The sequence below is a fragment of the Saccharothrix saharensis genome (assembly GCF_006716745.1).
GTDB lineage: Bacteria > Actinomycetota > Actinomycetes > Mycobacteriales > Pseudonocardiaceae > Actinosynnema > Actinosynnema saharense.
In genome coordinates this window covers 5,000,159-5,025,385 of the sequence record NZ_VFPP01000001.1, presented here as the reverse complement: position 1 = coordinate 5,025,385, position 25,227 = coordinate 5,000,159, and the positions used below count along the sequence as shown (strand labels likewise).

Genomic DNA, 25,227 nt, shown 5'->3' with positions numbered 1-25,227 from the left:
CCGAGCCCGCCACACCGCGAACCTCCTCCTGGTGTCACCGCTATGGTGCGGATGATCCGGGAGAGCTTCGCGGTGGTGGAGCCGCGCGCCGAAGAGGTAGCCAAGTTCTTCTACGGCATGCTCTTCAGCCTCGCGCCGGCGACCCGTGAGATGTTCCCCGTGAACATGGAGGTCCAGCGCAGCCGACTGCTGCGCGCCCTGGTCCACGTCGTGCAGATGGTGGACAGACCCGACGACCTCATCCCGTTCCTGCGGCAGCTCGGGCGCGACCACCGCAAGTTCGGCGTGGTGAACGTGCACTACGAGTCCGTCGGCACGGCGCTGCTGGCGGCGGTGAAGAAGTTCGCCGGGCCCGCGTGGACGCCGAAGGTCGAGATGGCCTGGGCCGAGGCGTACACGATCATGGCGCGGGCGATGCAGGAGGCGGCGGCGGCCGACGACGGACCGGCCTACTGGCACGCCACCGTGCTGGAGCACCAGCGGGTGAGCTGGGACCTGGCGGTCGTGCGGTTGCAGCCGGACCACCCGGTCGGGTACCGGGCGGGGCAGTACGTGAGCGTCGAGACGCCGCAGCGCGCACGGCTGTGGCGGTACTACTCGCCCGCGAACGCGCCGCGCGACGACGGCATCATCGAGTTCCACATCCGTTCGGTCGAGGGCGGGTGGGTCAGCCGCTCGGTCGTCGGGCACACCCAGCCGGGTGACGTGTGGCGCATCGGGCCGCCGATGGGGCGGTTGGGCGTCGACCGGAAGTCCGGGCGGGACGTGCTGATGGTCGCCGGTGGGACCGGGGTGGCGCCGATGCACGCGATCATCGACGAGATGGCGCAGTGGGGCGAGAACCCGCGGGTGCACCTGTTCCTGGGCGGGCGGACCCGTGAGGACCTGTACGACCTGGACAACCTTCAGCGGTTCGCGATGACCAACCCCTGGCTGACCGTCGTGCCGGTGCTGGAGTCGGATCCCGGTGCGCGCGGCGTCGAGCAGGGCACGCTGGCCGACGTGGTCACCCGCTACGGGGCGTGGGAGGACCGGGACGTGCTGGTGTGCGGCTCGCCGTCCATGATCCGGGCGACCGTGTCCCGGATGCTGGTCGCCGGCACCCCGCTGGACCGGATCAAGTACGACCCGTTCACCCTGGACTGACCCTCTTATTGAAATTTTTTCACGTTCGCCGCTCGCACGTCGGGGTGACATCCGGCCCCGTCACGGCCGAGCGGGCCGCACCGCCCCCAACACCCCCGCCAGCGTGCTCGGCCGGCTGGTCTGCGGGCAGTGCCCACCGTCGACCTCGATCGCCTCGACCCCGAGCCGTTCCCGCGCGGCCTGCCGCATCCACGACGGCCGCAGCGTCCGGTCCTCGCGCGGCAGCACGTAGGTCGACGGCAGGTCCGGCAGCTCGTGCACCTCGCGGTACGTCGCCGCGGGGTAGAACAGGCGCAACGTCCGCAGTCCGGCCCGCACGCCGGCCAGGTCGCAGTCGTGGAACAGGAAGTACGCCGCCACCACCGGGTCCGCGGTGGGCGGCTCGGTGAGGGACCGCCACTCCGGGTTGAACATCTCGCCGGTGTCCACGGTCAGCTCGTCGGCCAGCGACACGGGCCCGGGGATCATCGCGGCCACCCAGACCAGGTGCGACGCAGCGACGGCCCGCGCGATGGCGGGCATCAGCAGGCCCGCGCCGGAGTGGCCCACCAGGACCGGGGCCAGCGCGTCGCCCGCTTGGGCGCGGACGATCGCGGCGTAGTCGACGGCTCGCAGGTCGGGCCGGTCGGTCGGCAGGTCCACGGCCACGGTCCGGTGGCCGCGGTGGCGGAGCAGCTCCTCCACCGGCCGCCACGACGCCGGCGACTGGGTGGTGCCGTGCACGAAGACGTAGTCCACGGGGTCCAGTCTGGCCCGAGTCCGGCCTGGCCTGGCCCGAGTCCGGTTGGCGGGTCCGGTCCGGCCGGTGTGGCGGCGGGGGTCGGGGGGCGGGTGGGAGCGGATCGGGGTGGTTGGCGGGGCTCCTCATGGTTTAACCGAGGAGCGGTAACAGTGTTTCCGTACATTTTCGCACCATGATCACCCTATTGGGCGACCTGAGGTGGCCTCAGCGCTTGGAGTTCGGCTTCCAGACGACCAGGGCCGTTTCGTGGCGCACGGGGACCAGGTCGCGGCGGTAGGAGGCGTGCACGGAGGCGGCGGCGTGTTCGGCGGCGGCCATGGCGGAGGACAGTTGTTCGGTCAGTTCCTGCACCTTGGCGCGCAGGGCGCCGACCTCGTTCTCCAGCTCGATGATCCGCTTGATGCCCGCGAGGTTCACGCCTTCCTCCTGCGAGAGGCGTTGCACCTCGCGCAGCAGCACGATGTCGCGCATCGAGTACCGGCGCCCGCCGCCGGACGTGCGGCCCGGCGACACCAGGCCGAGGCGGTCGTAGGCGCGGAGGGTCTGCGCGTGCAGACCGGACAGCTGGGCCGCCACGGAGATGACGAAGAACGGGGTGTCCTCGTCGGTGCCGGGCGGGAACGGGAAGCTCACACCGACCTCTTCTCCAACAGGGCGTTGAGCTCCGCGCGCGGGTCGTGCTTCGCCGTCACCGACGCGTAGTTCTCCAACGCCTCCCTGGCTGCGGCGTCCATGTTGTTCGGCACCGCCACGGTCAGCGTGATCAGCAGGTCGCCGACCTGGCCGTCACGCCGGGCGATGCCCTTGCCCTTGGCCCGGAGGACACGACCGCTGGCCGTGCCCGCGGGCACCTTCAAGGTCACCTTGCCCTCCAGCGTGGGCACGGTCAACGTGGTGCCCAGCGCCAGCTCGGGGAAGGTCACCGGCACGGTCACGGTCAGGTCGTTGCCCGACCGCCCGAAGATCGGGTGCGGGTTGACGTGCACGCGCACGAACAGGTCGCCCGCGGGTCCGTTGTTGCGGCCCGGCTCGCCCTGGCCGGCCAGCCTGATCCGCTGGCCGTCGTCCACGCCCGCCGGGATGCGGATGGTCAACGTCCGGGTCTTCGTGCTCACGCCGTCGCCGTCGCACTCCGGGCACGGGTCGTCCACGATCCGGCCGGTGCCGCGGCAGTCCGCGCACGGCTCGGAGAACGCGAACGCGCCCTGGCTGCGGGTCACCAGGCCGGCGCCGTTGCAGTTCGGGCAGGTCCGCGGCGACGTGCCGGGGCGCGCGCCGGAGCCCGCGCACGTGCCGCAGGTCGCGGGGCTGGACAGGCGCATGGGCACGGTCGCGCCCTTGACGGCTTCGGTGAAGTCGATGCGGACGTCGGTTTCGACGTCCTCGCCGCGGCGCGGCCTGGTCGCGGAGGCGGACGTGCCGCCCCGGCGGTTGAACAGGCCGCCGAGCAGGTCGCCGAGGCCGCCCATGCCGCCGGGCTGCGCGCCCTGGCGGCCGAACAGGTCGCCGACGTCGAACCCGCCGCCGCCCGTGCCGAACCCGCCGGGGAACCCGCCGCCTCCGGAGAAGAGGCGGCGGGCCTCGTCGTACTGCTTGCGCTTCGCGGTGTCCGACAGCACGCCGTACGCCTCGGACACCGCCTTGAACCGCGCCTCGGCCTTGGCGTCACCGGGGTTGGCGTCGGGGTGCAGTTCCCGCGCCAACTTCCGGTACGCCTTCTTGATGTCGTCGGCCGAAGCGTCGGAGGTGACGCCCAGCTCGCGGTAGAAGTCCTTCTCGATCCAGTCGCGAGCGCTCAACGGACGCCGCCCCCTTTCTCAGTCCTGCTGCTGCTCTTCGACCGGCTTGTCGGCGGCCTCGTCGACGACCGGCTGCGCGGCGGCCGGTTCGTGGTCGGTCACGGCGACCAGCGCGGGCCGCAGCACGCGCTCGCCGAACCGGTAGCCGCGGCGGAGCACGGCGGTGACGGTCGGCCCGCTGACGTCCGGCGAGGTGCCGTGCTGCACGGCCTCGTGGACGGACGGGTCGAACTCCTCGCCCTCGTGCCCGAACGGCTCGAGCCCGGTGCCGTGCAGGGCGGCGACGAGCTTGTCGGCCACCGCCTTGAACGCGCCGGTGAGGTCGCCGTGCGCGCCGGCCCGCTCGATGTCGTCCAGCACGGCCAGCAGCTCGCCGGCCACCTGCGCCTTGGCCGTGGTGATCACCAGTTCCCGGTCGCGCTCGACGCGCTTGCGGTAGTTGGCGTACTCCGCGGTCAGCCGCTGCAGGTCGGCGGTCCGCTCGTCGAGCTGCGCCTTGAGCTCGACGGACGGGTCGACGGACACGACCGACGCCTCTTCGGGCGACCCGGGCGTCCCGGGCGACTCGGGCGCGGCGTGCTTGCCGCCGCTCTCGGACTCGGTGGCGCCGGTCGGGGCGCCGGCCGACGACGCCTCGGCGTGCTCGTCGGCCGGTTCCTGGCGCACCTGACCCGTCTCCGGGTCGACGCGCCTGCGGTCGCGCACCACCACGTGGGGCTGTTCCTCGGGCTGGGTCACTTCTTCTCGTCCTCGTCGACGATCTCCGCGTCCACCACGTCGTCGGCCTTGGGGGCGTCACCGGCGGACGTGCCGCCGGCGGCGCCCGCGGCGTCGGCCGTGGGTGCGGAGTTGGCGTACAGGGACTGGCCGATGGCCTGGGACTCCGTGGCGAGCTTCTCCACGGCGGCGCGGATCTTGGCGATGTCCTCGCCCTTGAGCGCCTCGGTGGTCTCGGCGACGGCCGCGGTGACCTTGTCCTTGACCTCGGCCGGGATCTTGTCCTCGTTCTCCTTGAGGACCTTCTCCGTCTGGTAGACCAGCGTCTCGGCCTGGTTGCGGACCTCGGCCTCGTCGCGGCGGCGCTTGTCCTCCTCGGCGTGCGCCTCGGCGTCCTTGATCATCCGCTCGATGTCGTCCTTCGGCAGCGCGGAGCCGCCGGTGATCGTCATCCGCTGCTCCTTGCCCGTGCCCATGTCCTTGGCGGACACGTGCACGATGCCGTTCGCGTCGATGTCGAAGGTGACCTCGATCTGCGGGACGCCGCGCGGGGCCGGGGGCAGGCCGGTCAGCTCGAACATGCCGAGCTTCTTGTTGTCCCGGGCGAACTCGCGCTCGCCCTGGAACACCTGGATCTGCACGGACGGCTGGTTGTCGTCGGCGGTGGTGAAGATCTCCGAGCGCTTGGTCGGGATCGTCGTGTTGCGCTCGATGAGCTTGGTCATCACGCCGCCCTTGGTCTCGATGCCCAGGGACAGCGGGGTGACGTCGAGCAGCAGGACGTCCTTGACCTCGCCCTTCAGCACACCGGCCTGCAGGGCCGCGCCGACCGCGACGACCTCGTCCGGGTTCACGCCCTTGTTCGGCTCACGGCCGCCGGTCAGCTCCTTGACCAGCTCGGCCACCGCGGGCATGCGGGTGGAACCGCCGACCAGCACCACGTGGTCGATGTCGCCGACGCTGATGCCGGCGTCCTTGATCACGTTGTTGAACGGCGCGCGGGTGCGCTCCAGCAGGTCGTTGGTGATGCGCTGGAACTCGGCGCGCGACAGCGTCTCGTCCATGAACAGCGGGTTCTTGTCCGAGTCCACGGTGATGTAGGGCAGGTTGATGGAGGCGTTGTTCGAGCTGGACAGCTCGATCTTGGCCTTCTCGGCGGCCTCGCGGATGCGCTGCAGCGCCATCTTGTCCTTGGTCAGGTCGATGCCGTTGCTCTGCTTGAACCGCTCGACCAGCCAGTCCACGATCCGCTGGTCCCAGTCGTCGCCGCCGAGGTGGTTGTCACCGGAGGTCGCCTTGACCTCGACGACGCCCTCGGCGAGCTCCAGCAGCGAGACGTCGAACGTGCCGCCACCGAGGTCGAAGACCAGGATGGTCTGCTCCTTGTCGCCCTTGTCGAGGCCGTAGGCCAGGGCGGCGGAGGTCGGCTCGTTGACGATGCGCAGCACGTTGAGGCCCGCGATCTGGCCGGCCTCCTTGGTGGCCTGCCGCTGGGCGTCCTCGAAGTAGGCGGGGACGGTGATGACCGCGTCGGTGATCTCCTCGCCCAGGTAGGCCTCGGCGTCGCGCTTGAGCTTCATCAGCACGCGCGCGCTGATCTCCTGCGGCGTGTACTGCTTGCCGTCGATGTCGGCGGTCTTCCAGTCCGTGCCGATGTGGCGCTTGACGGACCGGATCGTCCGGTCGACGTTGGTCACCGCCTGGTTCTTGGCGGGCTGACCGGTGAGCACCTCGCCGTTCTTGGCGAAGGCCACGATGGACGGGGTGGTGCGCGACCCCTCGGAGTTGGCGATGACCGTCGGCTCGCCACCCTCGAGAACCGCGACGACGGAGTTGGTCGTCCCCAGGTCGATGCCGACCGCTCGCGCCATTGGATTCCTCCTGGTAGTGCGTCTGTGAGAGCCCCGCGTTGAGCGGTACCGACTCAAGTTTAGCCGGCTCGGCCGGACTTGAGTCCACCCGGCTCAATCTTTCTGCCTGTCCAACGGACGGGCCGGTCCCGGTGTTCCCGGGCCGGGGTGATCCGGGACACCTCACCCGCCGGACGAGCGCGTCGGCCCCGGCCGGGCGACGCGCGGGGCGTCACCGACCGGGGCCGACGATCAGGGGGAGGAGCCGCCTAGGCGGCCGTCCGCACGGTGACGTCACCGCTGCTCGAGCGCAGGGTGAGCGTGGCGGCGGCGTTCGGGTCGTGCTTGACCTTGATGTCCTTCTCGCCGCTGCCCGTCTCGACGTCGATCTTGAAGGCGCCCTCCGGCACGTCCACCGTCACGCTGCCGCTGCCGACGTCGGCCCGCACGGAGTTGACCGCGGCCAGCCGCACGTCCACGTCGCCGGACGTGCTGTCGATGGTCACCGGGCCGCGCATGCCGGTCAGCTTGGAGCTGCCCGAGCCGACCTTGCCGGTGAACTCGCCACCCACGTCGGACACGGTCAGGTCGCCCGAGCTGGTGTCGACCCGCACCACGCCCGCCACGTCGCGGACCGTGGTGTCACCCGAGCCGACCTCGACCTCGACGCTCGCGACGCTCTCCAGCCGGACCGTGCCGGACGTGTTCTCGCCGGTGATCCGGACGTCCTTGGACGGGACGGTGACCTCGTAGTTCACCGTGCAGCGGCTGCCGCAACCGTCCAGCACGAGGGTGGAGCCCTCCACGCGGTGGGAGACGCCGCTGGGCTTCTCGGCGTCCTTGGGGTACTCGACGTGCCGGCGGACCTCGGTCTCGGTCGCGCCCTCCTTGCTGCGGACCACCACGTCGCCCGAGCCGTTCTGCAGCCGCACCTCGGTCACCTGGTCGGTCACCGAGTGCCGGTCGTCGAAGCCGTTCTGCACCAGTCGCACGCACGACGACAGCGCCAGTGCGGCGGCCACCGCCACCCCGGCCACCAACGCGATCCGCTTAACCACCGCTGCCCCCCTCGGACGTCAAGGTCTGTCGACGTTCAAGTTAGGGGTACCCGGCGGCCCGGCCCACCAGGAAGACCCCCGACCGGATACGGGGGTTGTCCCTACCCCCGCGGTCAGCGATCCGTCAGCGGGGAGGGGTCAGGCCAGGGACTCGACGACGGCGCGCAGGGCGGGCGCGGAGCGGGCCGGGTCGACCAGGAAGCGCTGCGAGGCGATGACGTGCGTCTCCGTCATCCGCTCCCACACCAGGCCCTGCACCGGCACCTCGGTGATCACCAGCCGGAACGGCCGCACGTACCGCCCGATCCGGCCCTCGACGCCGCGCACCACCTCGCCGATCGGCAACGCGCCCCGCGACGTCACGTACCGGTGGTCGAACTCGGCCGCCGCCGGGCCCAGCGCCAGCACCGCCGCCCGCAGCGCGGGCCGCACCTGCAACGACTGGCCGGACGGGTCGGTGGGCGTGCCGCCGGGCAGCTCGACACGGGCGTAGTCGAGCACGTCGGCCCACCAGCCGAGCCACTCCTCGGCCGCACCCGCCCGGTCGACCCCCGGCGGCACGACGACCGGCACCGACGGGTCCAGGCCCGGCAGCTCGGGCACGGTCTCGACCGAGAGCGCGAGCGTGTCACGGATGAACAGAGCGGTGTTGACCGTCTGATTCGTCCCGTGCGACACCTGCCACGACTCACGACCGGCGAACCTCATGCCACCAGTGTCCCGCGCGAAGGTCATCCGCCGGGCATCAGAAGGGACACGACCGGTTCCAAATCCTCCGCCATTGGGGGGAATTCCGCGATCAACGCCTGGATCAGCAGCCCGTCGAGGCCCGCGAGGGCCGCCCGCAGCGCCACCGGGTCGCCCGGGCCGGCCACGTCGGCCATGAGCGAGATCCACCGCCGCGCGGCCGGGCGCAGCTCCGGGCGGCGTGCCGCCAGCAGGTACAGCTCGTACTCGGCGAGCGTGCGCCCCCGGTGCGCGCCCGCGGCGTCGGCGATGAACCGGGCCACGGCCGCGGGCGTCGGGGGCACGTCGCGGAAGCTCGCGGCCATCTCCTCCGCCGACCAGGTGAGCGTGGCGATCAGCAGGTCGTCCAACGTCGCGTAGTAGTAGGTCGTCGAGGTCGTGGGCACGCCCGCCTCACGGGCCACGGACCGGTGGCTGACGCCCGCCACGCCGTCCCGCTCCACGACCCGGAGCGCGGCCTCCAGGATGGCCCGCCGGCGCCGGTCGCCGCGGGCCCGGCGGCCGTCAGGCGGCGGCACCGCTGCCCACCTCGATGGCCACCACGCCCGCGATCACGAGCACCAGCCCGACCACCATCGTGGCGTTCAGCGGCTCGCCGAACACCAGCACGCCGACGCTCGCGACCGCGGCGATCCCGAAGGCGCACCAGATCGCGTACGCCACGCCGATCGGCATGCCCAGTTGCAGCACCTTGCTCAAGGCCCCGAACGCGATCAGGTACCCCACGACGACCACGACCGACGGGAGCGGCTTCGAGAAGCCCTCGGACAGCTTGAGGAACACGGTGGCGGTGACCTCGCCGACGATCGCCACGGCCAGCGCCAGGTACACGAGCACGTCCCGCCCCCAGAAAAGTTGAACGATTGTTCCACTAGTCTACCGACCGTATGCGATCTGCCACGTCCAAGTGGTTACCGGCCAGTAATCGGGCGTAGGCTGCCCAGCCAGGAGAACGGACGAGAAAGGCCGCCACCACAATGGGAGCCCTCCAGCTCACCCTCGGCGCCATCGGCGTCGCCGTCAGCGTGTTCGCCTGGGGTCTGTTCGTCGCCGGTGTCATGCGGATGATCAAGATAATCCGCCTCGGCCAGCCCGACGCCACCCGCAACGGGCCGTTCGTGCCACGCCTGCGCACGCTGATCGTGGAGTTCGTCGCGCACACCCGGATGGCCAAGTTCCGCAAGGTCGCGCCCTGGCACTGGATGGTGATGTGGGGCTTCCTGATCGGCTCCGCGGTGCTGTTCGAGGCCTACGGCGAGGTGTTCGACCCCGGCTTCCACTGGCCGGTCATCGGCACCTGGTCGCTGTGGCTGCTGCTGGTCGAGCTGCTCGGCATCGGCACCGTGGTCGGCGGCGTCGCGCTCGCGATCATCCGCCAGCTCAACCACCCGCGCCGCGCCGACCGGGTGTCGCGGTTCGCGGGCTCGGACTTCAAGTCCGCGTACTTCGTCGAAGCGGTCGTGATCATCGAGGGCCTCGGCATCCTCGGCGTCAAGGCGTTCAAGCAGGCCTCCGGCCTGGAGGACCCGCCGCTGTGGACGTCGTTCGTCACCGCGCCGCTGGCGGACATCCTGCCCGCGAGCCCCGACTGGGTCTCGATCATGGCGATCACGAAGCTGCTGTCCGGCATGGTCTGGCTGATCGTGGTGTCGAAGAACCTCACCATGGGTGTGGCCTGGCACCGGTTCAGCGCGTTCTTCAACATCTACTTCAAGCGCGAGGACGACGGCGGCGTCGCGCTCGGCGCGCTCAAGCCGATGATGAGCGGCGGCAAGGTCCTCGACCTGGAGGAGGCCGACCCCGACAAGGACGTGTTCGGCGTCGGCAAGGTCGAGGACTTCTCCTGGAAGGGCTGGCTGGACTTCAGCACCTGCACCGAGTGCGGCCGCTGCCAGTCCCAGTGCCCGGCGTGGAACACCGGCAAGCCGCTGTCGCCGAAGCTCGTCATCACGCAGCTGCGCGACCACGCGTTCGCCAAGGCGCCGTACCTGCTGGCCGGTGGCTCGCGCGACATGGCGGGCGACGAGGTCGGCCTGGTCGAGGACAAGTACGAGGACTACAAGAAGCGCCTGGAGTCCATCGACGTGCTGGCGATGGCCGAGTCCGAGCGCCCGCTGGTCGGCGGCGCGGACGAGCTGGGCGTGATCGACCCCGAGGTGCTGTGGTCGTGCACGACCTGCGGCGCGTGCGTCGAGCAGTGCCCGGTCGACATCGAGCACGTCGACCACATCGTCGACATGCGCCGCTACCAGGTGCTGATCGAGTCGAACTTCCCGTCCGAGCTCGGCGGCATGTTCAAGAACCTGGAGAACAAGGGCAACCCGTGGGGGCAGAACGCCAAGGACCGCCTCGCGTGGACCGACGGCCTCGACTTCGAGGTGCCCGTGTTCGACGGCGAGCTGGGTGACGCCGAGTACCTGTTCTGGGTCGGCTGCGCGGGTGCGTTCGAGGACCGGGCCAAGAAGACCACGCGGGCCGTGGCCGAGCTGCTGCACACCGCGGGCGTCAAGTACACCGTCCTCGGGCCGGAGGAGAGCTGCACCGGCGACCCGGCGCGGCGCGCGGGCAACGAGTTCCTGTTCCAGATGCTGGCGCAGCAGAACGTCGAGGTGCTCAACACCGTGTTCGACGGTCGCGAGCCCGGTCAGCGCAAGATCGTCGTGACGTGCGCGCACTGCTTCAACACCCTGGCCAACGAGTACCCGCAGGTCGGCGGCCAGTTCGAGGTCGTGCACCACACGCAGCTGCTCAACCGGCTGGTGCGCGAGCGCAGGCTGGTGCCGGTGGCCGAGGTCGCCGAGGACGTCACCTACCACGACCCGTGCTACCTGGGCCGGCACAACAAGGTCTACGAGGCGCCGCGCGAGCTGGTCGGCGCGTCCGGGGCGACGCTGCGCGAGATGCCGCGCCACGAGGAGCGCTCCATGTGCTGCGGCGCCGGCGGCGCGCGCATGTGGATGGAGGAGCGCATCGGCAAGCGCATCAACCTCGACCGCGTGGACGAGGCGCTGGGCACGGCGCCGTCGAAGATCGCGACGGGCTGCCCGTTCTGCCGCGTGATGCTGACCGACGGCGTCACGGCCCGGCAGAACGAGGGCACGGCGGGCTCGCACGTCGAGGTCGTGGACGTGGCCCAGTTGCTGCTGACGTCCGTGCGCCGGGGCCTGGCCCTGGAACGCGGCGACGTCCCGACGGACGAGACCCCGACCGGCACGCCGCTGCCGGACGAGGACAAGGCCTCCTCGAACTAGTCGGTCGTGGACGGACGCCCCCGGTCCTGTTCGGACCGGGGGCGTTCGTCGTGTCGAGGTCAGTCGCGATCGGTGACGCGGTCGTAGACGATGTTCAGGACCCAGCCCGCGAGGGCGACGATGATCGCGCCCCAGAACGCGGGCCAGAAGCCGGTGACGTCGAACGGCAGGCCCAGCTCGTTCGCCAGCCAGCCGGTGAGCCAGAACAGCAGGGCGTTCACCACCAGGCCGATCAAGCCGAGCGTGACCAGGTAGAACAGGCAGCCGAAGAACTTCACCAGCGGCTTGACCACCGCGTTGACCAGGCCGAAGAGCAGCGCGACGCCGATCAGCGTGCCGATCTTCGCGGGCGTCGACGCGCCCTCCTCCAGGTCGATGCCCGGGATGAGCGTGGCGACCCAGACCGCCACCGCCGTCAGCAGTACCTGCACCAAAATGCCCATGCCGCAGGCTAACGGCAGCGGTCGTCCGAACGGGTCAGGCGCGACGACGCCCGCGTGCCGCCAAGAAGGCCAACGCGCCGCCGCCGATCAGCAGGCCGCCGACGACCAGCAACGGCAACGGCGCCGCGCCCGTGCGCGCCAACCCGCTGGTGCCGCTCGACACCCGCACCACGGCCGGAGCGGTCGTGGTGGTCGAGGTCGTGGGCGTGGGCGCCGTCGTCGTCGGAGGCGTGGTCGTGGTCGGCTGTTCCCCGGTCGTGTACTTCAACGGCACGATCGCGTGGTTGTCCGCGAAGTTCGTCTCCTTGTGCCCCAACACCGACACCGGTCGGATGAGCAGGTGGAACCGGTCGAACGCCGGATCGCCCAACCGGTAGGTCAACCGCACGTCGACGGTCTCGCCCACCGCGATCGGGTCACGCAGGCTGAACTCCTGACCCGGCGTGATCACCCGGACGTGGTCGGCCGCGCCGACGAACTCCGGCGTCGACCCGAACACCACCATCTCCGGGTTGTCCCGCGCCTCGCCCCGGTTGGTCACCGGCACGACCAGCGTGACGACGTCACCCGGCCGGTAGGCGTCCTCGGCGGGCTCCAGCCGCGGCGCGCCGGCCACGAAGTCGGCGTCCAGGTGCGTGTAGCGGACGTCCACGCGCGTCGTCTCACCCGCCCGCACCACGATGTCCTTCCGGCGGGTGGCGGGGTCGACGTCGTGCTCGCTCACCGGCGCCGCCACCTTCATCTCCGGCACGGTGTCGGCGACGACCGACGTGTGGACTCCGACGGGCACGTCGGTGAACTCGTACTCGCCCCGCACACCGCGCGTGGCCGGCGGGACCTTCGTCTTGGGGTGCTCCAGCCGCACCGTCGGCCCACCCGGCACGTCGGCCTCGTGCGTCTGCCGCACGCCGTCGCGGTTGGCGTCGTCGAACGAGAACCCGCGCACGGTCCCGCCGCGGAAGCCGAAGTCCAGCGTGCCGCCACCGCTGTGCGGGTTGACCGTCGACGGCGTCGTGGCCTGGTAGAACTCGGTGTTGTAGTTGTAGATCGCCAACGGCACGTCCGGCAGGCCCTCGGCCCGGTACCGGCCGCTCGCGTCGGTGCCGTACTCGCCGATCAACGCCTTGGTCCTGGCGTCGAAGACGGACACCCCGAGCCCGTCGGCCAGCGGCGGCTCGCCCGCGTCGACCACGCCGTCGGCGTCGCGGTCGAACCACACCAGGCCCTCGATCGTGACGGTGTTCTCCGCCGCCACCGCGAGCGGGCCCACGAGCGTCGCCACTCCCACGGCCGCGAACGAGGCCGCGAGACGGCCGGTCAGGTTGCGCACCTGGATTTCCCCCCGGAAGAAAGACCCTGTCACCTCGACGTCGTCCCGGTGATCGCGATCGTTTCGTGAGGGCGGTCACACCCGGCGGAACGCGCCGGTCGCGCCTAACGTCGGGGCATGGCAGCCGATCAGTCGAAGGGCGGCGGGAGCACCCTCACCGTCCTGCTCGCCCTGGCCGTGAACTTCGCCATCGCGGTGATGAAGGCGATCGCCGGGGTGATCACCGGGTCGGCGGCGATGATGGCCGAGGCGGCGCACTCCGTCGCCGACACGATCACCGAGGCACTGCTGCTGACCGCGTTGCGCAGGTCGGCGCGGCCCGCGGACCGCAGGCACCCGTTCGGCTACGGCAAGGACCGGTACTTCTGGTCGCTGCTCGCCGCCGTGTCCATCTTCGTGTCCGGTGCGGTGTTCGCGTTCTACGAGGGGTTCCGGACCGTGTTCGGCGCGCCGGAGGAGCAGGGCAACCCCGTCGTCGGGTACGTGGTGCTGGCGTTGGCGTTCGCGCTGGAGTCGGTGTCGTGGACGCAGGCCGTGCGGCAGGTGCGGCGGGAGGCGCGGGCCGAGGGGCGGTCGATGCTCGCGTTCCTGCGCGTGTCGGACGACCCGACGGTGAAGACGGTGTTCCTGGAGGACTCGGCCGCGCTGGTCGGGTTGTTGCTGGCGTTCGGCGGGCTGGGGCTGCACCACCTGACCGGGTCGTCGGTGTGGGACGGCGTGGCGTCGTTGGCGATCGGCGTGCTGCTCGCGTTCGCCGCGTACACGTTGGCGTCCACCAACCGGGGGCTGCTGATCGGCAGGCAGGCCGACCCGGTGCTGGTGCGGGCGGTGTGGTCGCAGCTGCGGGAGGCACCGGAGGTCGAGCAGGTGGTGGACCTGCTGACGATGGCCGTCGGCACCGACCGGGTGCTGGTGTGCGCGCGGCTCGACTTCGACGACACCCTGGGCGCGGCCGACCTGGAACGGGCGTGCGTGCGGATCGACGCCGAGCTGCGGGCCGCGCACGCCGAGCTGGACGAGGTGTTCCTGGAACCCGTGCCGCGCACCGATCCCGAGCTGAGGTCGCGGGTGCTGGCCCGGTACGGCGACCTGGAGCTCTAGCGCCGCGTGTCCGTGCGGTGGAAGTTCAGGTACGCGCGCGACGGCGTGGGACCGCGCTGCCCCTGGTACCGCGAGCCCGCCTGGGTCGAGCCGTACGGGAACTCGGCCGAGCTGCTCAGCCGGAACAGGCAGAGCTGGCCGATCTTCATGCCCGGCCACAGCGTGATGGGCAGGTTGGCGACGTTCGACAGCTCCAGCGTGATGTGGCCGGAGAAGCCGGGGTCGATGAAGCCCGCCGTCGAGTGCGTGAGCAGGCCGAGGCGGCCGAGCGACGACTTGCCCTCCAGCCGTCCCGCCAGGTCGTCGGGCAGGGTGACCAGCTCGAACGTCGAGCCGAGCACGAACTCGCCGGGGTGCAGCACGAACGGCTCGTCGTCGACCGGCTCGACCAGCGACGTCAGGTCGTCCTGCTGCATCGCGGGATCGATGTGCGTGTACCGGGTGTTGTTGAAGACGCGGAAGAACCGGTCCAGCCGGACGTCGATGCTGGACGGCTGCACCATGACGTCGTCGAACGGCTCCAGCACCAACCGGCCGGACTCGACCTCTTTGCGCAGATCACGGTCACTCAGCAGCACGGGCACAGCCTAGGTGACGCCCCACCCGCCCCCGCGCCCACCGCCTTTGTGTGTATGATCGGTGCCGCACGCACGCGGGTGTAGTTCATTGGTAGAACGACAGCTTCCCAAGCTGTAGAGGCGGGTTCGATTCCCGTCACCCGCTCAGCGCGCGAAGGGCCCGGGTCGAGACCGACCCGGGCCCTTCGTCTGCGAGCCGCGCGGCACCGGGCGCCCCGGACGGCCGTCTCCTCCGCCCGATCTCCCCGGATGCGTTGCCGTCGGCGCCTCGGAGGCCGGAGCTCTCGAAGGAATGCGCGAAGCGGTGCGGCTGCACCTCGAGTTGCGTCGAGAGCGCGGTGAACCGCTTCCGTCCGGTTCCACCGCCGAGGCACCGGCACTCGACGGCAGCACGTTCGATCTCGAGGACCGCATCCCTTGGTCGGCCGCACCGACGGGGCGTCCGGTGCCTCGCGGTCAGCGGAGGCGGGTGGTCCGGGTGACACCGAGACCGAACGCGGCCGCCGTCCGCCACTCCACACCACCGCACGCCAGGGCACCGGCCCGCGAACTCAGGACCCGTTCTCCGGCGAACGCCAAGCCCGCTCGTAGCGCTCCTGGTCCCGCGCCGCCCGCTCCTTGCGCACGGCCGCCGCCGCGCCCGCCGGGTAGCCGTACTTCGTCATCCGGTGGTCGGTGCTCTCGATCGCGTACGACACGCCGAAGTACACGCCGACCACCAACCCCAGCGACCCGCACGCGAGGGCCAGCGGCCACGGCGAGCCCAGGCCCAGCACCAACGCCAGCGCGATGACCACCGTCAGCGGCAGGACCTGGAGGAACATCCGCACGCCGAACCACGCCAGCCACGTCGGCTTGGTCGCCTGCCGGAACACCCACTCCCGGTGCCGCATCGGCAGCCGGCCGCCGAGCAGGTACCACACCCGCAGCGGTGCGGACGGCCCCTTCACGACCGCTCCGTCGCGGCGATCACCCTGGTCAGCACGGCGTGCAGGTCGCGCAGCTCGTCCAGCGACATGCCCAACCGCTCCACCACCGCCGGCGGGATGGCCAGCGCCTGCTCGCGCAGCGCCGCACCCTCCTCCGTCAGCGTCACGGCGAGCTGGCGCTCGTCGGCCGCGTCCCGCGAGCGGGTCACGTACCCGATCGCCTCCAGCCGCTTGAGCAGCGGCGACAGCGTCGCGGGCTCCAACGCGAGCAACCGGCTCAGCTCCTTCACCGACAACGGCGCACGACCCCACAGGGCCAGCATCACCAGGTACTGCGGGTGGGTGAGCCCCATGGGCTCCAGCAGCGGCCGGTAGACGGCGACCACGTTCCTGGACGCGATGGACAGCGCGAAGCAGACCTGCCGTTCCAGGGCCAGCGGGTCCTCGACGTTTTGTGCACTAATCATTAGCACCCACACTACATCGGGCGCGCGGCCGCCGTGATGAGGTGTGACGAGGCGCCCAGCACCGACTCCTCCTGCTCGACCTGGCGCAACGCCCACATCAGGTAGTCCAGGACCGGGGGTCGGCGAAGGCGTCGTCCAGGTCGGCGTCGGACCGCAGCCAGGCCACGCCCTCCAGCGCGAACGTGCCGACCACGTCCAGCCCGGCCTCCCGCGCCTCCTCCGCCGCCTCCGCGGGGTGGTGCAGGTACGCGGTGGTGAACCAGGGCGTGTCGGTCGGCGGCAGGTGCCGCCCCGTCCGGATCCCCCGCGCCACGACGTCCCGGTACCGCGGGTCGAGCACGAAGTCCCTGCGCAACCCGTCGAGCAGCGCCGCGAACCGCCCGATCACCGCGCCCAGCACCACCCCGCCGGGCCGCACCACCCGCAGCGCCTCCCGCCACGCCCGCAGCCGGTCCGCCCGCTCGGGCAGGTGGTAGAGCGGCCCGAACAGCAGCACCACGTCGAACGGCCCGTCGACCGGCAGGTCGCGCGCGTCGCCCACGACCGCCGACACCCCGGGCAGCGCGCCGGCCACCTCGACGTGCGACGGCATGGCGTCCACCAGCACCACGTCGTGCCCGTCCCGCGCCAGCCACTCCGCGTGCACGCCGGTCGCCCCGCCGACGTCCAGCACACGACTGCGCTCACCGACGAACCGCCGCACGACGTCCTGCGTGCGCAGGAACTCCAACCGGCCGTTCCCGCCGACGCGCAGCCGCTCGTCCTCGTAGCCCAGCTCGTAGAACTGCCTGATCCCCTGGTCCATCTCCCGACGGTATGACCGGGGGCAATCGGTTTAGCGGGCATCCGGCTCCGCCGACCGCTGCGCGGGCGCACGACGGCGCCCGCACAGCGGGAACGACCCGAGGACGGTGATCAGGCGCGCGTGGGCACCTTCTCCTCGTCGGGGTCCGTGCGCAGCGACTCGACCAGCGCCTCCCGCTCGGCCGACGGCTCCGGCTTGATCAGCAGGCCGACCACCAGGTACAGCACCAGCGACACCAGCAGCGGCCAGGACACGATCACCGCCTGGGTGACGAACTCGACCTTGTTCTGCTGCAGCACGTACAGCACGGCCCACGTGCCGAGGCCGCCGATCACCGAGCTCGTCGCGGCGGTCGGGCCGACCTTCTTGAACCACGGCAGCATGCCGAGCATCAGCGGGATCGCGATCGGGCCCATCGTGGCCGCCACCAGGGCGATCACCACCTTGAGCACGAAGCCCTTGGTGTCGGCGGTCAACGCGATCGTCATGCTCAGCCCGATGAACAGGAACGTGGTGACGCGGGCCAGTTGCAGCTGGGCCGCCTCACCCAGCCGCGTCACGCCCTTCCACAGCTTGGGCAGCATGTCCCGGGTGATGACCGCGGAGATCACGTTGGCGTCCGACGACACCATCGCCATGGTGTGCGAGAAGAATCCCGCCAGCACCAGGCCGACCATGCCCGCGGGCAGCATGGCCTTGCCCATCTCGACGTAGGCCTGCTCGGCGTTGGCCTCCATGCCCGGCACGATCAGCGGCGCGGCCCACATCGGGAAGAACAGGATCAGCGGCCACACCAGCCACAGCACGCTCGACAGCAGCGCCGACCGCTTGGCCGCGGCACCGGACGGCGCGGCCATGTAGCGCTGCGCCAGGTTCCACATGCCGCCGTTGTACTCGAGCGTCTTGATCAGGAACAGCGCCATGAAGAAGATCAGCGTGTACTGGCCCGACAGCGGGTCGGAGTGCGACTCGGGCAGCTCGTCCCAGATGGTCCACATGAAGTCGAGGCCGCCGAAGTGCGCGGCGACCGCGACGAACATGGCCACGCCCGCGAGGCCCTGGATGATGAACTGGCCGAAGTCGGTCAGCGCGTCGGCCCACAGGCCGCCCATCACCGAGTAGACCATGGTGACGACGCCGACCAGCGTGATGCCGAGCCACACCGGCACACCCGCGAAGCCCTGCAGCAGCAGCGCGACCGCGACCCACTTGGCCGCGATGTCGACGACCTTCAGCGCCGCGCCGGCCCACGCCATGATCTGCTGGGTCGGCACGTTGTAGCGCCGGGCCAGGTACTCCAGCGGCGACTTGACGCCGTGCTTGGAGCGCAGCCGGTTCCACGTGCCCGCCCACAGGAACGCGCCGATGCCGACACCGACACCGATCGTCAGCGCCCACCAGATGTAGACGGTCAGCCCGAGGCGGTAGGCCTCGGCGGCGAAGGCCACGAACATGACGGCGCTGTAACCGGACATGTGGTGCGAGATGCCGGACAGCCACCAGGGCATCTTGCCGCCCGCGGTGAAGAAGTCGGCGATGTTCTTGATCCGCCCGCGTGACCAGTAGCCGATCGCCACCATCACGAAGAAGTACCCACCGACGACGACCCAGTCGAGGGTTTCCATGAGGCCTCCACGAGTGTTCGGCCCATGGGTGGCTGCGCGTGTTGGGAGCGGCGGCGGTGCGCGGCGCCCCACATGGGTGTGTGACGTACGTCTTACGAGGCCGTTGCGCCGCGCGGAAGGCTACGAACAGTCATTGAGTCACACTTGTGATCGTTGTTCATATACATGACCAGCAGGGAACCGCGTTTCTACGGAAAGAAGTTGGGCGGAATCGCGTCATGGCTGGTCGCGGACGTGGTCGCACCCTCATGCGAACCGGTGTCAACGTGCGTCCGCTCGTGCCAGGCGGGGATCGGCGCACCCCCGCTCCCGTCCCCGGCCCGGGGGTCGCGCTCGTCGACCCCGTGCCCCTGTTCCGCGAGGGGCTCGCCGCCGTGGTCCGGCGCACGCCCGCCATGCACTGGCTGGGCGCGACCGGGCACCTGCACACCGCCGTCCGGCTGCACGAGCGGCTGCGGCCCGACGTGCTGCTGGTCGACTCCGTCCTGGACCCGCAAGGCCACCTGGCCACGCTGCTGACCGGCAGCGACCCGTCGCTCGTCGTGGTGTCACTGGTGCGCGAGCCGCACCGGACCGCGAAGTACGTGCGCTCGGCCTTGACCGCGGGCGTGTGCGGGATGGTGCCGCGGGAGGGCGGGATCACCGAGGTGCTGCAGGCCATCTCCCGCACGCACGCCGAGCGGACGTACCTGGACCCGACGCTCGCACCCCTGGCCGTCGGCTTCACCCCGACCGCCGAGGCCGGCACCCGCCGCTCCCTGTCCCGTCGCGAGTACGAGGTGCTGCAACTCATCGCGGACGGCATGGAGAACCAGGCGGTCGCGAACGAGCTGTACGTCTCCGTGGAGACCGTGCGCACCCACGTCAAGAACATCCTGCGCAAGCTCCGCGCCCGCGACCGGACGCACGCCGTCTCCCTGGCCTACCAGGCCGGCCTGCTGTCGGGTGGCACCGTTCGCCTGGTGTGACGTCCCGCGCTCGGCGGCACCGAAGGAACAAGTCGATCTCCGGCACGAAAACCGCAGCTCAGTGACGTCTGGTTCGCCACACCCCGCTCCTCGGCCTTGCCGGGGTTACTGACAGGTAATACCCTGTTGTTACCGGTCAGTAGGGGGACCGCCCCGACCAGCATGGAGTGAGCGACGAGATGGGTCACTACAAGAGCAACGTCCGGGACCTCGAGTTCAACCTGTTCGAGGTCTTCAACGTGCAGGACCACCTCGGCACGGGGCCGTTCGAGCAGTCCGACGAGGACACCGCGCGCGGCGTGCTTGCCGAGCTCAACAACCTGGCGGTCGGGCCGCTGGCGGAGTCCTTCGCCGACGCCGACCGCAACCCCCCGGTCTTCGACCCGAAGACCCACTCGGCCACGCTGCCGGAGTCGTTCAAGAAGTCCTACCAGGCCGTCTGGGACGGCGAGTGGTACCGGCTGTCGCTGCCGAACGAGCTGGGCGGCTTCGGCATCCCGCCGTCGGTCCAGTGGGCGGCCTCCGAGCTGATCCTGGGCGCGAACCCGGCCATCTACATGTACCTGGCCGGCCCGAACTTCGCCTCGGTCGTCTACCGCAACGGCACCGAGCAGCAGAAGCGCTGGGCCGAGATCATGATCGAGCGCGGCTGGGGCGCCACCATGGTGCTGACCGAGCCGGACGCCGGTTCCGACGTGGGCGCGGGCCGCGCCAAGGCCACCCTGCAGGACGACGGCACCTGGCACATCGACGGCGTGAAGCGGTTCATCACCTCCGCCGACCAGGACATGACCGAGAACATCATGCACCTGGTGCTGGCCCGTCCCGAGGGCCCCGGCATCGAGCCGAAGCCGGGCACCAAGGGCCTGTCGCTGTTCCTCGTGCCGAAGTGGCACTTCGACCCGGAGACCGGTGAGTCGACCGGCGAGCGCAACGGCGCCTTCGTCACCAACGTCGAGCACAAGATGGGCCTCAAGGTCTCGACCACGTGCGAGCTGACGTTCGGCCAGCACGGCGTCCCGGCCAAGGGCTGGCTGCTCGGCGAGGTGCACGACGGCATCGCGCAGATGTTCCAGGTCATCGAGTACGCGCGGATGATGGTCGGCACGAAGGCCATCGGCACCCTGTCGACCGGCTACCTCAACGCCCTGTCCTACGCCAAGGAGCGGGTGCAGAGCGCCGACCTGACCCGGATGACGGACAAGACCGCGCCGCGCGTCACCATCACCAACCACCCGGACGTGCGCCGCCTGCTGATGCTGCAGAAGGCCTACGCCGAGGGCCTGCGCGCCGTCTACCTCTACACCGCCACGCAGCAGGACAAGATCGCCCTGGGCGGGGCGGACAAGGAGCTGGCGGAGAAGGTCAACGACCTGCTGCTGCCGATCGTCAAGGGCGTCGGCTCGGAGCGCGCGTACGAGCAGTTGGCACAGTCGTTGCAGGTCCTGGGCGGTTCCGGCTTCCTGCAGGAGTACCCGATCGAGCAGTACATCCGGGACTCCAAGATCGACTCGCTGTACGAGGGCACCACCGCGATCCAGTCGCTGGACTTCTTCTTCCGCAAGATCATCCGCGACAAGGGCCAGGCGCTGGGCTTCCTCAACGGCGAGATCCAGCAGTTCCTCGACAACGAGGGCGGCAACGGCCGGCTGAAGGAGGAGCGGGCGCTGCTCAAGCGGGCGCTCGAAGACCTCCAGGGCATGCTCGGCGCGATGATCGGCTTCCTGACCAGCTCGCAGGAGGACGTCCGCAACCTCTACAAGGTCGGCCAGAACACCGTCCGCCTGCTGATGACCGCCGGTGACGTGCTCGTGGGCTGGCTGCTGCTGCGCCAGGCCGACGTGGCGCTGGCCAAGCTCGACGGCCCGGTGTCGGCCAAGGACAAGGCGTTCTACGAGGGCAAGATCGCGGTGGCGTCGTTCTTCGCCAAGACCGTGCTGCCGGAGCTCACCGCCCGCCGCAAGATCGCCGAGGCCACCGACAACGCCCTCATGGACGTGGACGAGGCCTCCTTCTGACCCGGCCGGACAGCCGGAATTGTCAGACCCCTCGGGCAGGATGAAAGCAGGGGTCCCCCTGGGCGGGGACCCCTGCGCGTGCTTCGACAGGTGAAAGGGCGGCACCCCGCGGGGTGCCGCCCTTCCGCTGTTGCCGTTCGCGCGCGGCTCAGCCCTTGTGCGCCTTGGCGGCCGCGAAGCAGTACGCGCCGAAGCCCAGGAAGCCGACCGCGATCACCGCCAGCGCGATCACGCCGTACGGCTGCGCGGCCAGCGTGTGCAGCGCCTTGTCCATGCCGCCGGACTCCGACGGGTCGGCGTTGATCGCGGCGAACGCGACCAGGACGCCGATGAGCGCGTACGACGCGCCCTTGCCGATCCAGCCGATCCGACCCAGCCGCTCCACCCACGAGCGCGTCGCCGGCGGCAGCTCCGACATGTTCAGGTCGTCCTCGAAGGACTTCTTCACGCCCTTGCGGGCCACCATGACACCGAGGCCGATGACGAACAACGCCACCAGACCCACCAGGACCTGACCGAACGGCAGCGCCAGCAGCCGCGCGGTCCACGTCTGGGACTGCTCGGTGCCGCTCTTCTGGGACGTGCCGGTCGCGTAGTTGATCGCGGCGATGCCGATCACCGTGCCGGTGATGGCACGGCCGACGGACCCGCACCGCCGGTAGATCCGCTTGCGCTTCTTCGTGACCCACCCGTACCCGCCGGCGGCCATGGCGAGCTGCCACACGGCGAACGCGAACAGGCCGAGGGCCAGGACCCACAGCAGGACCGGGCCGAGCGACGTCTCGGCGAGGGTGGCGACCGCACCCTTCTGGTCGGTCTTCTCCCCGGTGTCACCGAGGACGACCTGTGCCGTCAACGCCGCCAAGAGGACGTGGACGAGCCCGTAGCACACCATCCCGGCGCGGCCGAAGGCCTGGACCGCGGGATGTCTCCGCACCTCTTGCACGTTGGTAGCCACGACCGGGTGATACCCAATCGTGGCTACCGTGAACCGTCGTGCCTGCTCAGCCGCCCGGGGGCGGCGGCTCGCACACGATCTTGTACTGCGGGTCGTACCGGACCGTCCGGCTCTCCTGCCGGCTCTGGCCCGTGCGGCGGTCGGTGATCGTGCGGGTGTCGGTCACCGAGAAGCCCGGCGAGCCGGCGCTGGCCTGGCAGTCCGGCTTGTCGACCTTGCGCTCCTGCGGCTGCGTGTGGTTGAACTCGGCGCTGGTCGAGCCCGTCACGTCGTAGTTCTTGGTGCCCCACAGCACGATCTTGATCGAGGACGGGGTCCAGATCGTCTGGATCGCCACCCCGGTCTCGTCCGGGTTGGTGAACTTGATGTCGATCAGGCTGTTGCCCGCGCCGTCCATGAACACGGTGGCCTCGCGCCCCTTCGGGTACCGCGAGATCCAGTAGCTGTGCTCCTTGTGGCCCGCGTCCTTCATGCCCGCGTGGTAGGCCGCGTTGTAGAGCGTGGTGGCGAACTGCGAGATGCCGCCGCCCACCGCCTTGCCGGGCACGCCGTTCTCGATGATGCCCGCCTCGACGTAGCCCTGCGCGGTGCCGCGCGGGCCGGTGTAGCCGTTCAGGCTGAACGTCTCGCCCGGCTTCACGATCGCGCCGTTCACCTTCTCGGCCACGACGCGGATGTTGGTGCCGGACGCGGCCACGAAGCCACCGGTCTGGAACTCGCCGATGACCTCCTTGATGCCCATCTTGTTCGCCTGCTCGGTGGTCACCTTCGCGGGCGTGTGCTTGTACTCGGCCTTGATGGCGCGCTCGTTGTCGCGCTTGAGCACCTCGAGCGCCGTGGCCAGGGACTTGTCCCAGTCGATGCCGAGGCCGTCGACGGACTCCTTGACCACCGGCCGGCCGCCCTCGAACACGATCTGGGCGTCCTTGCCCTCCTTCTCCGTGTCCTTGAGCTGCGGACCGGCGTGCTCGACGACCTTGCCGTTGTCGACCTTCGCGGTCAGGCTGCCGTCGTCGGCGGGCTCGAACACCAGCACGGTGGCCAGCTGCTCGGGCGTGAGCGTCGCGTCCTTGCCCTCGCCCTGGATGATCAGCGGCGCGGCGGTGGCGGGCTTGGCGACCTCCTCCAGCGCCTTCGCCACGCCCTCCTTGGTCGTCTTGACCGGGGTGGTGGCCACCGGCAGCTCGACCGTGCCGCCGTCGGCCCAGTCGGCCAGCAGCTTGTCCGTCGCGCCCGGCACGTCCAGCTTCTGGCCCTGCTTCGGGTCGACCGCGACCGGCGTGGCGCCCTCGAAGCGGATGGTGCCCTCGGCCGGGTCGTGGTCGGTCTCGGCGCGCAGCGCCTCCAGCGCGGCGGTCAGCTTGCCCGGGTCGCCCGCGGTGGCGAAGCCGACCTCGCGGGAGGTGAAGAACGAGGTGATGCGGGTGACGGGGGACAGCGGCTGGCTGCCCGCGCGGTCCAGCGTGGCGGTCCAGTCCAGCTCCAGGCCGGCCGCCTTCGGGTCCACCGCGGTCTCCACGTCGCCCGCGCGCGCCTTCACCGGCGCGGCCAGGCGGGGACCGATCTCGTCCCGCAGCTTCTGCTCGGCGTCGGGGCGGCTCAGGCCGCCGACGTCCACGCCCGCCACGGTCACGCCGCGCGGCACGTCACCGCCGGAGATGACCAGGTCCAGGCCGTAGAGCACGACCAGCACGCCGAGCACGGCGGCGGCGATCAGCCCGCCCTTGCGCAGCCGCTTGCGGCGGGCGTCCGCCTCGTCGGCCGCCTCGTCGCCGTCGACCATCACCGGGCCGTGGACGGTCGCCTGCGGCTCCGGGCCCGGGGGCACGGACACCGGCGCGGCGAAGACCGTGGTGGCCTCCGACGGCGACGGCGGCCGGTCGAAGCCACCAGGCGGGGTGTTGATCATCTGGGTCCGCTCGGCGGACGGCGGGGGTGCGAGGGCGCGCGTCCGGTCGCCGGCCGGCGGGATCGCCTGGGTGGCGTCCGGGCCCCTCGACGGGTTCTGCTGCGCGTTGCGCGGCGGGTGCTGCTGCGTCACATGAGGAGAGACGCTCGGCGGGGCCGTCGCGTTGTCGCCGGCGGTCGACGGCGGCGTCACGTTGCGGACCGTGGCCGAGGAGTCCTCGCGGGTGTCCGGTTCGGTGTCCGGCTCCTCCTGGGGCCACTCGGCCTCGGCCGCCGACCCGGCGGTGATCTTCGTCGTCCGCTCCGAAGCGGTGCCCGACGGGCGGACCGGCTCCATCGCCTTGGTCCGCTCAGCGTCGTACTCCGGTCGCTGGTTCTCCGGCACCGCTCCCCCTCTTGCCTCTCGCAAGGTCCTGGGACTGCTTACCCGACCGTCGTCACGCGTCGATCACGGTCGGGTGGTTCACAGGTCTCACCGCGAATCTCACAGGTAGAGCCCGGTCCCGTGGTCGGTCCGCTCGGTCGCGGTCGCGTGCACGTCCCGTTCCCTCATGACGAGGTAGGTGTTGCCCTGCACCTCGACCTCGAACTGGTCCTCGGGGTTGAACAGCACCCGGTCGCCGACCTTGACGTGCCGCACGTTCGTGCCGACGCCGAGCACGTCCCCCCAGGCCAGGCGCTTCGCCATCTGGGCGGTCGCCGGGATCACGATGCCACCGCTGCTGCGGCGTTCTCCGTCCTCCGGCGATATCCGCACCATCACGCGGTCGTGCAGCATCTGGATTTC

24 protein-coding genes and 1 tRNA gene are annotated in these 25,227 nt (G+C 70.7%); 6 read left to right on the top strand and 19 right to left on the bottom strand.

All coding sequences use genetic code 11. The features are described from left to right. Positions 1-42: 42 nt before the first annotated feature. Positions 43-1,146: an FAD-binding oxidoreductase gene (locus tag FHX81_RS22205; protein ID WP_141979975.1), complete on the top strand. Its 1,104-nt coding sequence runs from the start codon at positions 43-45 to the stop codon at positions 1,144-1,146. A gap of 60 nt (positions 1,147-1,206) precedes the next feature. On the opposite strand, the gene FHX81_RS22200 is transcribed toward FHX81_RS22205, so the two are convergent. The 9 genes from FHX81_RS22200 to FHX81_RS22160 all read right to left on the bottom strand — a co-directional run bounded on the left by FHX81_RS22200 (position 1,207) and on the right by FHX81_RS22160 (position 8,896). Further along, on the bottom strand, positions 1,207-1,884 hold the full coding sequence (locus FHX81_RS22200; protein WP_141979974.1) for an alpha/beta fold hydrolase: 678 nt from the start codon (positions 1,882-1,884) through the stop codon (positions 1,207-1,209). Between the two features lie 208 nt (positions 1,885-2,092). Then, positions 2,093-2,521 (bottom strand): heat shock protein transcriptional repressor HspR, encoded by a 429-nt coding sequence (locus FHX81_RS22195; protein ID WP_141979973.1) that lies wholly within the window; start codon positions 2,519-2,521, stop codon positions 2,093-2,095. Beyond that, positions 2,518-3,687 carry a molecular chaperone DnaJ gene (gene dnaJ / locus FHX81_RS22190; protein WP_141979972.1) on the bottom strand — a complete coding sequence of 390 codons (1,170 nt, stop codon included), beginning with the start codon at positions 3,685-3,687 and terminating at the stop codon, positions 2,518-2,520. The genes FHX81_RS22195 and dnaJ overlap by 4 nt, the downstream gene beginning before the upstream one ends. A gap of 18 nt (positions 3,688-3,705) precedes the next feature. Then, on the bottom strand, positions 3,706-4,425 hold the full coding sequence (gene grpE, locus FHX81_RS22185) for a nucleotide exchange factor GrpE (RefSeq protein WP_141979971.1): 720 nt from the start codon (positions 4,423-4,425) through the stop codon (positions 3,706-3,708). Beyond that, positions 4,422-6,275, bottom strand: a complete 1,854-nt coding sequence (gene dnaK, locus FHX81_RS22180) for a molecular chaperone DnaK (RefSeq protein ID WP_141979970.1) — start codon at positions 6,273-6,275, stop codon at positions 4,422-4,424. The genes grpE and dnaK overlap by 4 nt, the downstream gene beginning before the upstream one ends. A 248-nt stretch (positions 6,276-6,523) precedes the next feature. After that, positions 6,524-7,312 (bottom strand): DUF4097 family beta strand repeat-containing protein, encoded by a 789-nt coding sequence (locus FHX81_RS22175; protein ID WP_141979969.1) that lies wholly within the window; start codon positions 7,310-7,312, stop codon positions 6,524-6,526. Between the two features lie 138 nt (positions 7,313-7,450). Next, on the bottom strand, positions 7,451-8,020 hold the full coding sequence (locus FHX81_RS22170) for a hypothetical protein (RefSeq protein WP_141979968.1): 570 nt from the start codon (positions 8,018-8,020) through the stop codon (positions 7,451-7,453). Positions 8,021-8,043: 23 nt separating this feature from the next. Then, positions 8,044-8,577, bottom strand: coding sequence for a TetR/AcrR family transcriptional regulator (locus FHX81_RS22165; protein ID WP_141979967.1), 534 nt, complete (start codon positions 8,575-8,577; stop codon positions 8,044-8,046). Beyond that, positions 8,564-8,896, bottom strand: coding sequence for a DMT family transporter (locus FHX81_RS22160; RefSeq protein WP_141979966.1), 333 nt, complete (start codon positions 8,894-8,896; stop codon positions 8,564-8,566). The genes FHX81_RS22165 and FHX81_RS22160 overlap by 14 nt, the downstream gene beginning before the upstream one ends. Positions 8,897-9,036: 140 nt before the next feature. On the opposite strand from FHX81_RS22160, the gene FHX81_RS22155 reads away from it, so the two are divergent. Then, on the top strand, positions 9,037-11,310 hold the full coding sequence (locus FHX81_RS22155) for a (Fe-S)-binding protein (protein ID WP_141979965.1): 2,274 nt from the start codon (positions 9,037-9,039) through the stop codon (positions 11,308-11,310). Between the two features lie 59 nt (positions 11,311-11,369). Here the strand turns inward: FHX81_RS22155 and FHX81_RS22150 are convergent, their stop codons facing one another. Both FHX81_RS22150 and FHX81_RS22145 read right to left on the bottom strand, forming a co-directional pair. Further along, complete coding sequence (locus tag FHX81_RS22150) at positions 11,370-11,753, bottom strand: phage holin family protein (protein WP_141979964.1); 384 nt, start codon at positions 11,751-11,753, stop codon at positions 11,370-11,372. Between the two features lie 34 nt (positions 11,754-11,787). After that, a complete protein-coding gene (locus FHX81_RS22145) occupies positions 11,788-13,083 on the bottom strand; it encodes a hypothetical protein (protein ID WP_141979963.1) in 1,296 nt (431 codons plus the stop codon). 117 nt (positions 13,084-13,200) lie between these two features. Between FHX81_RS22145 and FHX81_RS22140 the strand changes: the two genes are divergently transcribed. Next, positions 13,201-14,184, top strand: a complete 984-nt coding sequence (locus FHX81_RS22140; RefSeq protein ID WP_141979962.1) for a cation diffusion facilitator family transporter — start codon at positions 13,201-13,203, stop codon at positions 14,182-14,184. On the opposite strand, the gene dcd is transcribed toward FHX81_RS22140, so the two are convergent. Next, positions 14,181-14,762 (bottom strand): dCTP deaminase, encoded by a 582-nt coding sequence (gene dcd / locus FHX81_RS22135; RefSeq protein ID WP_141979961.1) that lies wholly within the window; start codon positions 14,760-14,762, stop codon positions 14,181-14,183. The genes FHX81_RS22140 and dcd overlap by 4 nt on opposite strands. Before the next feature lie 74 nt (positions 14,763-14,836). Here dcd and FHX81_RS22130 point away from each other — a divergent pair. Further along, a tRNA-Gly gene (locus FHX81_RS22130) sits at positions 14,837-14,907 on the top strand. A 406-nt stretch (positions 14,908-15,313) separates the two neighbouring features. On the opposite strand, the gene FHX81_RS22125 is transcribed toward FHX81_RS22130, so the two are convergent. The 4 genes from FHX81_RS22125 to FHX81_RS22110 all read right to left on the bottom strand — a co-directional run bounded on the left by FHX81_RS22125 (position 15,314) and on the right by FHX81_RS22110 (position 18,588). Continuing rightward, positions 15,314-15,712 (bottom strand): DUF5313 family protein, encoded by a 399-nt coding sequence (locus tag FHX81_RS22125; RefSeq protein ID WP_170232128.1) that lies wholly within the window; start codon positions 15,710-15,712, stop codon positions 15,314-15,316. Continuing rightward, entirely contained in the window at positions 15,709-16,158 is a 450-nt protein-coding gene (locus FHX81_RS22120) for a MarR family winged helix-turn-helix transcriptional regulator (protein ID WP_141979960.1), read from the bottom strand. The genes FHX81_RS22125 and FHX81_RS22120 overlap by 4 nt, the downstream gene beginning before the upstream one ends. 97 nt (positions 16,159-16,255) lie before the next feature. After that, on the bottom strand, positions 16,256-16,963 hold the full coding sequence (locus tag FHX81_RS22115; RefSeq protein ID WP_211363542.1) for a class I SAM-dependent methyltransferase: 708 nt from the start codon (positions 16,961-16,963) through the stop codon (positions 16,256-16,258). 110 nt (positions 16,964-17,073) lie between these two features. Further along, positions 17,074-18,588 (bottom strand): sodium:solute symporter family protein, encoded by a 1,515-nt coding sequence (locus FHX81_RS22110; protein WP_141979959.1) that lies wholly within the window; start codon positions 18,586-18,588, stop codon positions 17,074-17,076. A gap of 278 nt (positions 18,589-18,866) precedes the next feature. Here FHX81_RS22110 and FHX81_RS22105 point away from each other — a divergent pair, with 278 nt between their 5' ends. Next, positions 18,867-19,556 carry a response regulator transcription factor gene (locus FHX81_RS22105; protein WP_246107924.1) on the top strand — a complete coding sequence of 230 codons (690 nt, stop codon included), beginning with the start codon at positions 18,867-18,869 and terminating at the stop codon, positions 19,554-19,556. A gap of 179 nt (positions 19,557-19,735) precedes the next feature. Then, positions 19,736-21,574, top strand: a complete 1,839-nt coding sequence (locus FHX81_RS22100) for an acyl-CoA dehydrogenase (protein WP_141979957.1) — start codon at positions 19,736-19,738, stop codon at positions 21,572-21,574. Positions 21,575-21,722: 148 nt separating this feature from the next. On the opposite strand, the gene FHX81_RS22095 is transcribed toward FHX81_RS22100, so the two are convergent. From FHX81_RS22095 to FHX81_RS22085, 3 genes are all read right to left on the bottom strand, one after another. Continuing rightward, a complete protein-coding gene (locus FHX81_RS22095; RefSeq protein WP_246107923.1) occupies positions 21,723-22,532 on the bottom strand; it encodes a DUF1206 domain-containing protein in 810 nt (269 codons plus the stop codon). A 46-nt stretch (positions 22,533-22,578) separates the two neighbouring features. After that, positions 22,579-24,825: a VanW family protein gene (locus FHX81_RS22090; protein ID WP_246107922.1), complete on the bottom strand. Its 2,247-nt coding sequence runs from the start codon at positions 24,823-24,825 to the stop codon at positions 22,579-22,581. A gap of 99 nt (positions 24,826-24,924) precedes the next feature. After that, positions 24,925-25,218 carry a GroES family chaperonin gene (locus FHX81_RS22085; RefSeq protein WP_141984069.1) on the bottom strand — a complete coding sequence of 98 codons (294 nt, stop codon included), beginning with the start codon at positions 25,216-25,218 and terminating at the stop codon, positions 24,925-24,927. Positions 25,219-25,227 lie beyond the last annotated feature (9 nt).